The sequence below is a fragment of the Gemmatimonas sp. genome, assembly GCF_036405635.1.
Classification (GTDB): Bacteria; Gemmatimonadota; Gemmatimonadetes; order Gemmatimonadales; family Gemmatimonadaceae; genus Gemmatimonas.
The window spans coordinates 1-5,493 of sequence record NZ_DASWXE010000010.1 but is presented as its reverse complement, the minus strand read 5'-3'; the positions used below and the strand labels follow the sequence as shown (position 1 = coordinate 5,493).

4 protein-coding genes and 2 pseudogenes are annotated in these 5,493 nt (G+C 63.8%); 1 reads left to right on the top strand and 5 read right to left on the bottom strand.

Translation table 11 applies throughout. The annotated features are described in order from the left end of the window. Positions 1 to 198: 198 nt before the first annotated feature. The 3 genes and pseudogenes from VGE27_RS00445 to VGE27_RS00435 all read right to left on the bottom strand — a co-directional run bounded on the left by VGE27_RS00445 (position 199) and on the right by VGE27_RS00435 (position 3,706). Positions 199 to 1,089 carry a hydroxypyruvate isomerase family protein gene (locus VGE27_RS00445; RefSeq protein ID WP_331047656.1) on the bottom strand — a complete coding sequence of 297 codons (891 nt, stop codon included), beginning with the start codon at positions 1,087 to 1,089 and terminating at the stop codon, positions 199 to 201. Positions 1,090 to 1,138: 49 nt separating this feature from the next. Beyond that, positions 1,139 to 2,206 carry a hypothetical protein gene (locus tag VGE27_RS00440; RefSeq protein WP_331047655.1) on the bottom strand — a complete coding sequence of 356 codons (1,068 nt, stop codon included), beginning with the start codon at positions 2,204 to 2,206 and terminating at the stop codon, positions 1,139 to 1,141. A gap of 30 nt (positions 2,207 to 2,236) precedes the next feature. Beyond that, positions 2,237 to 3,706: pseudogene (locus tag VGE27_RS00435) on the bottom strand (DUF4403 family protein). Between the two features lie 79 nt (positions 3,707 to 3,785). Between VGE27_RS00435 and VGE27_RS00430 the strand changes: the two are divergent. Continuing rightward, positions 3,786 to 4,565, top strand: coding sequence for a beta-ketoacyl-ACP reductase (locus tag VGE27_RS00430; RefSeq protein ID WP_345787952.1), 780 nt, complete (start codon positions 3,786 to 3,788; stop codon positions 4,563 to 4,565). On the opposite strand, the gene mtgA is transcribed toward VGE27_RS00430, so the two are convergent. After that, on the bottom strand, positions 4,516 to 5,271 hold the full coding sequence (mtgA, locus tag VGE27_RS00425) for a monofunctional biosynthetic peptidoglycan transglycosylase (protein WP_331047653.1): 756 nt from the start codon (positions 5,269 to 5,271) through the stop codon (positions 4,516 to 4,518). The genes VGE27_RS00430 and mtgA overlap by 50 nt on opposite strands. Next, a pseudogene (locus VGE27_RS00420) lies at positions 5,271 to 5,493 on the bottom strand (lipid A biosynthesis acyltransferase); the annotation flags it as partial. The pseudogene VGE27_RS00420 and the gene mtgA, both read right to left, overlap by 1 nt.

Below are 5,493 nucleotides of genomic sequence, written 5' to 3'. Positions count from 1 at the left end.
TACATCGGCCACCGTGGCGGAGCCGAGGCGCCAGAGCACGGACATGACGGCAAGCTCTCGTGGGGGGAAGTGATAGTCGGTCATGGGCAGGTGGGTACAGTGGTTACTGAATTCTCCGTAGTATTGGTTCTGGGACGGATTCTGTCAACTGTTTTTTCCGTAGATGGGCGCGCGGACCGACGACGAGCGGTGCGGGTGCTAGACCGTGCAGATCTCCACGGCTTCGCGGAGCGAGCTCACGCCGTCGCGGCGCGGAATGAATTCGTGGGCGAACACGCCCTGATAGCCGGTGCCGGCGATGTAGCTGGCAATACCGCGGTAGTTGAGCTCCTGGGCCGCATCGATCTCATTGCGCCCGGGCACGCCGGCTGTGTGGAAGTGGGCAATCCACGGCAGGTTCGCCTTGATGGTGGCCATCACATCGCCCTCCATCACCTGCATGTGGTAAATGTCGTACAGCAGGCGAAACGAAGGACTGTTCAATCCCTTCGCGACTTCCACGGCCCACGCGGTGTGGTCGGCGTGGTAGTCCTTGTGATCGACCTTGCTGTTCAGCATCTCCATGCACAGCACCACGCCGTGCTTCTCGGCGGTGGGCATGAGGCGACGCAAGCCGGTCACACAATTGGCGATACCCTCGCCGTCACTCAGGCCCGCGCGATTGCCGCTGAACACCACGATCTTCTTCACACCCGCGGCGGCCGCGCGTGGGATATAGCTCTCGGCGTCGGACACCAGCTTGTCGTGATGATCGACGCGATTGAAGCCCAGGGGAATGGTGCCGAAGCTGTTGCCCATCGTGCACACGAGACCATGCTGTGCCGGCACGCTCCATTCCTCGGGTCCGAGCAAGTCGATGCCCACAAGGCCCAGAGACTTGGCGGTCGTGCACAACTCGGCGATCGGTGTCTTGCTGAAACACCAACGGGCGACTGATTGATGCAGTCGCCCGGAGGGGAGTGATGTGACGGTATTTTCTGATGCGGCGGCCGATCGTGGTGTGGCGCCGATGGCTGTGGCGACTGCCGAGAGGCCCAGTGCGGACAGTGCATCGCGGCGGGAGACTGATGCAGCGGGGGACTGGTCCATCGCACGGGCCTCGGGAGGAGAGGGCAGGTCTGGTGGCGCCTACAGCGGCCTACTGCAGCTGGATGTACAGCGGCACGGGCCAGAGGCGCAAGATCGCTTCGCGTGACGTGCGCGGATTGTCGTTCTTGGCCTTGGTGAACTGCTTCCACCCGGCGAACTGCACCGGCTCCTTCTTCACGTACGAGTAGTACGAGTCACGCTTGAGCCACGGCGCACCGAAGCCGTCCATCTGGATGACCACCTGCACGCGCGGATCGAGCTTGATGTTCTTGTAGTTCGTGACGCCGCGCTGCGTGAAGCGATGCACCACCAGCACCTTGGGCGGCAGGTTGTGCTTCTCCACCAGATTGCCAAGGAAACGAATGGCAAAGTTGATGTCTTCGGCATCGTAGCTGCCGACTTTCTTGCCCGGGATGCCGCCGCTGCGCTTCATCGCGAATTCCGGATCGATGCCGAGGTGCACGTCGGGGCGCATCAGGAACTTCTCGATCCACGGCAATTCTTCCTGCAGCGTACTGGTGCCGATCTGGATGTCGAGGAACATGATGGCGTTCTTGCTCTTCGCCCATCCGTACACCTTCTCGATCATCGCGCTGTCCATGCGCGTGCGATACTTGCCGCTGGGGCCCGGATGTGGGTTGGCCACTTCGGCAATCAGGTGCAGCGCGGGCTGCACGGGGGTTTTCGGGTCGAGCTTGTTCCACTCGGCCACTTCTTCGTCGAGCTTGCGCAGCATCTCCTGCGGTTCGAACTCACCGAGGATGCCCATCCGCGTGCTGAGCGGATTGCCGTAGAAAGCGATGATACGCTTGTTGGGCAACAGTGCATTGGCGCCGTACGTCGGCATCTTGGGCGGCCAGAGCGAATCGAGATCGCTGCCCGTACCGCGGAACGAGAGATGATTGTCACCCGACTGTGGGCCGAGCGCGCCTCTCGGGCGTTTCTTGGTTGTGTCCTGCGCCGCCGCAGGCTTCGGCGTGGCGGGTTTTGCAGCGGCAGGCTTGGGCGTTGAAGCCGCCTGCGCTACGGATACGCGCGGTGTGAGCAGCGTCGCAGAGAGCGCGGCACCGAGCACTGCGGTGAGTGCGCGGCGCGTCGTCTGGGAGAGTTCGTGCATCGGGATATGCTGAAGGAAGAACGCTACAGACTAGCGTCGTGACGGCCCGGCACCAACCCCACGGCGAATGGGACGATCGATGTCGAGCGCGAGCTTTCCAGCGGCCTCAGCACGAATGACCAACCATCTCGGGTGCACAAGCACATCAATGAGACGACCTGCAGTCACCGTGCCTGAGAGGCGTACCCCTTCGGTGAGGTCTCTGTTCAAGGCGCCTTCTACTCGATTGCGTGTGAGCTCCAACGCATCGTCGAGTGGAAAACGTGCGCTGTTGCGGAGGCGTTCGAGCAGGTCCCCCTTTTTGAGCCAGGCCAGACCAGCGACGAGCGCATCGCTGGTCGCGACGTCGAAATCGAGATCGGCCACGACCAGCGCGCGTTGCTGGTGGTCAATTGTTGGTGTGCCGACGAGATACGCCGTGCCTCACACACCGCCTCCAACCTGCACGGCGAGCACCACGCGTCCGTCATCGAGGGGATAGAGACGCACGGAGTCGATCACGACCGTGCGTCCCATGCGATAGAAGCGCTTGGAGCTGAGTTGCTTCTGCATCAGTGCCGATGCGTCTTCGTAGTCGAGCAGCCCCTCGATGAACATCCGCGCGCTATCGCCGATCTGGCTGAGGGCCGGCGTGAGGCGGGGGAGGGGCACGATCAACTGTTCCGGTTCGGGACCGGTGATCATGCGAGGATGAGCCCACAGACGCACGTCGGCCACCAGCATGCTGTCTTCCATGGACAGCTTGCCCACGCGAATGAGTTCCGGCTTGAGCTGCAGCCACAGGCTGTCGGTGACGCGGATGTTGCGCTGCATCGCGGTGAACCACTTGGTCACCCTGGTTCGTACATCGATGCTGCCCACCTTGCGATCGACCTGCGGCATGCGCGCGTTGATTTGTGGCTTCACGGCATTCACCACCTGCCCGGTCACATCGATCCCCGCAAACGTCACGCGGCAAATATCACGCTCCGTGTCGGTGAGCGGCTTGATCGACACCACTCTGGTGCGCGCTGCGAGCTTCCACTCCGGGGTCAATGCTACGTCGCTGTGCAGCACCACCTTCACGCGCGGACGTCCCTCGGTGGATCCCGCCTTGCCGTCCTTGTTGGTGTCCTTTGGTTCACCACATCCAGCGCTGAGCGTGGGACCGATGACCGGCCGGTACCATGCGCGCGCTTCGTAGGAGACGACGGTCTCCAGCACCACCTTTCCGTCCACCACATTTACGGTGAATGGCGTGCGGATGGCCTCGAAAGCGATGAGCTTACGGCGACTCCCCGCTTCGATACGCTTGTCGGGGTCGCCGAATTTGCGCGGCACCGCGCGCTCGAGCTCCGTGATGAGCGGCTCCAGCGCGTAGCGCACCGGCGCGTCCACCACCGACGCATCGAGCGTGGGCAGGGTAGGGATGATGTGGGTGCCCGGCCTGGACTTTGGCTTCTCGGGGGTGAGCGCATCCGATCCGCACGCCCAGATGGCTGGCGCGGCCAGCAGCCACATGGCGAGGCGCATGACATGCGATGCGCGCTTTCCGGATGTGTGCTTGCCCGACGCGGGGACTACCGTAGGTTGACGCCTCATGCAAATCGACCTGACTCAGCGAAGCGCCGTCGTGACCGGCGGCGCAAATGGGATCGGCCTGGCGACGGTGCGTCGTTTGGCGGCAAGTGGCGCGCGGGTGGCGATCTGGGATCGCGTCGCAGCGGTGGGGACAGCGGCAGTGCAGTCTCTCACGGACTCGGGGCTGGACGTGATCTTCATCGAGGTGGACGTCACCGACACCGCCGCCGTGCATGCGGCGGTGGCAGAAACGACCGCCCGGTTCGGGCGCCTCGACATCCTCATCAACAATGCAGGAATTGTCCGCGACGCGCAGCTTGTAAAGCTACGTGACGGGGAGGTCTCCGGTGGCATGAGCGACGCCGACTTCGACGCCGTGATCGCCGTGAACCTCAAGGGGGTGTACACGTGCACCCAGGCGGTGGTGCCACACATGCTGGCCAATAGGTGGGGCCGAATCGTGAATGCCTCCTCGGTGGTCGCGGCCAATGGGAACTTTGGCCAGACCAATTACGTCGCCGCGAAGGCGGGTGTCATCGGCATGACGCAGGTCTGGGCCCGTGAGCTGGGCCGCCGCGGCATCACCGTGAATGCCATTGCGCCGGGCTTCATCGCCACCGACATGACCGCCGCCATTCCGCCGGCCGTGCTGGCATCCATGAAGGCGGCGACGCCGCTGGCCCGACTTGGCACACCAGAGGATGTGGCCAATGCCTACTGCTTTCTGGCGTCGGAGCAGGCCGGCTTCATCAACGGGGCGGTGCTTGGCGTCGACGGGGGGCTGGTGATCGGGACGTAGTTTCCGGCGCCACCTTGGGGGCCGGGTACTGCATGCGCGCCAAGATGGTCCCCACCCGCGCATTGGCCACGCGCCCCTTGGCCGGCCATCGCCTCGGTGACGGCAGAATGGCCGCCATGCGGGCGGCTTCCTCTCGCGTCAACGACCGCGCGCTCTTGCCGAACTGATACTGCGCGCCCGCCTCGGCTCCGAACGCGTTGGGTCCCCATTCGGCGAGATTGAGATACAGGTCGAGAATGCGCTCCTTGCTGAGCAGGAAGTCCATGCACAGCGCGAGGTATGCCTCGGCGCCTTTCCGCACGAACGACCGGCCGTTCCACAGGAACACATTCTTCACCACCTGCTGGGTGAGTGTGGACGCGCCGCGCAAACGCCCGCCGCGGCGACGGCGTTCGAGTGCCTTTTCGAGCTCCACAAAGTCGATGCCGCGGTGCAGGTAGAACCGATCGTCTTCGGAGGCGAGAACGGCCCTTCGCAGATACGGCGAGAACCCCGCGCGCGATACCGGATCATGTGCAGGCCAGACCGGACGCTCGCCACTGAACAGGCGATCGGCCACGCGGCCCAGCATGACCATGGTGACCGGCGGGTCGATCACACCCAGCACGAGAATGCAGGGGATGGGGGCCAGGAGCAGAAACAGCAGCACCAGCGCGATCTGCTGCCACCAGCGCCGTGAACGAAACCATCCCTTGCCGCGCCCCATCAGGGTTCCCGCAGATGCGCCGGGGTATCGGGCGGCTGGCGACGCCAGCGACGATGTTGCCAGAAATACTGGTCGGGATATTCGCGAATGCGCTCTTCGAGCATCTGCGTGAAGCGCAGCACGATGGCGTCCACATCGACTTCACGGTCACCGGTGAGCGGCACCTCCACCGGTTCGATGAGCAGTGCATATCGCCCGCTGGGTTGACGCACCGATACGATG

Excerpts from the sequence above, each read along its gene's own strand:
- VGE27_RS00445 (WP_331047656.1), bottom strand. The coding sequence starts at position 1,089 with ATGGACCAGTCCCCCGCTGCATCAGTCTCCCGCCGCGATGCACTGTCC.
- VGE27_RS00440 (WP_331047655.1), bottom strand. The coding sequence starts at position 2,206 with ATGCACGAACTCTCCCAGACGACGCGCCGCGCACTCACCGCAGTGCTC.
- VGE27_RS00430 (WP_345787952.1), top strand. The coding sequence starts at position 3,786 with ATGCAAATCGACCTGACTCAGCGAAGCGCCGTCGTGACCGGCGGCGCA.
- mtgA (WP_331047653.1), bottom strand. The coding sequence starts at position 5,271 with ATGGGGCGCGGCAAGGGATGGTTTCGTTCACGGCGCTGGTGGCAGCAG.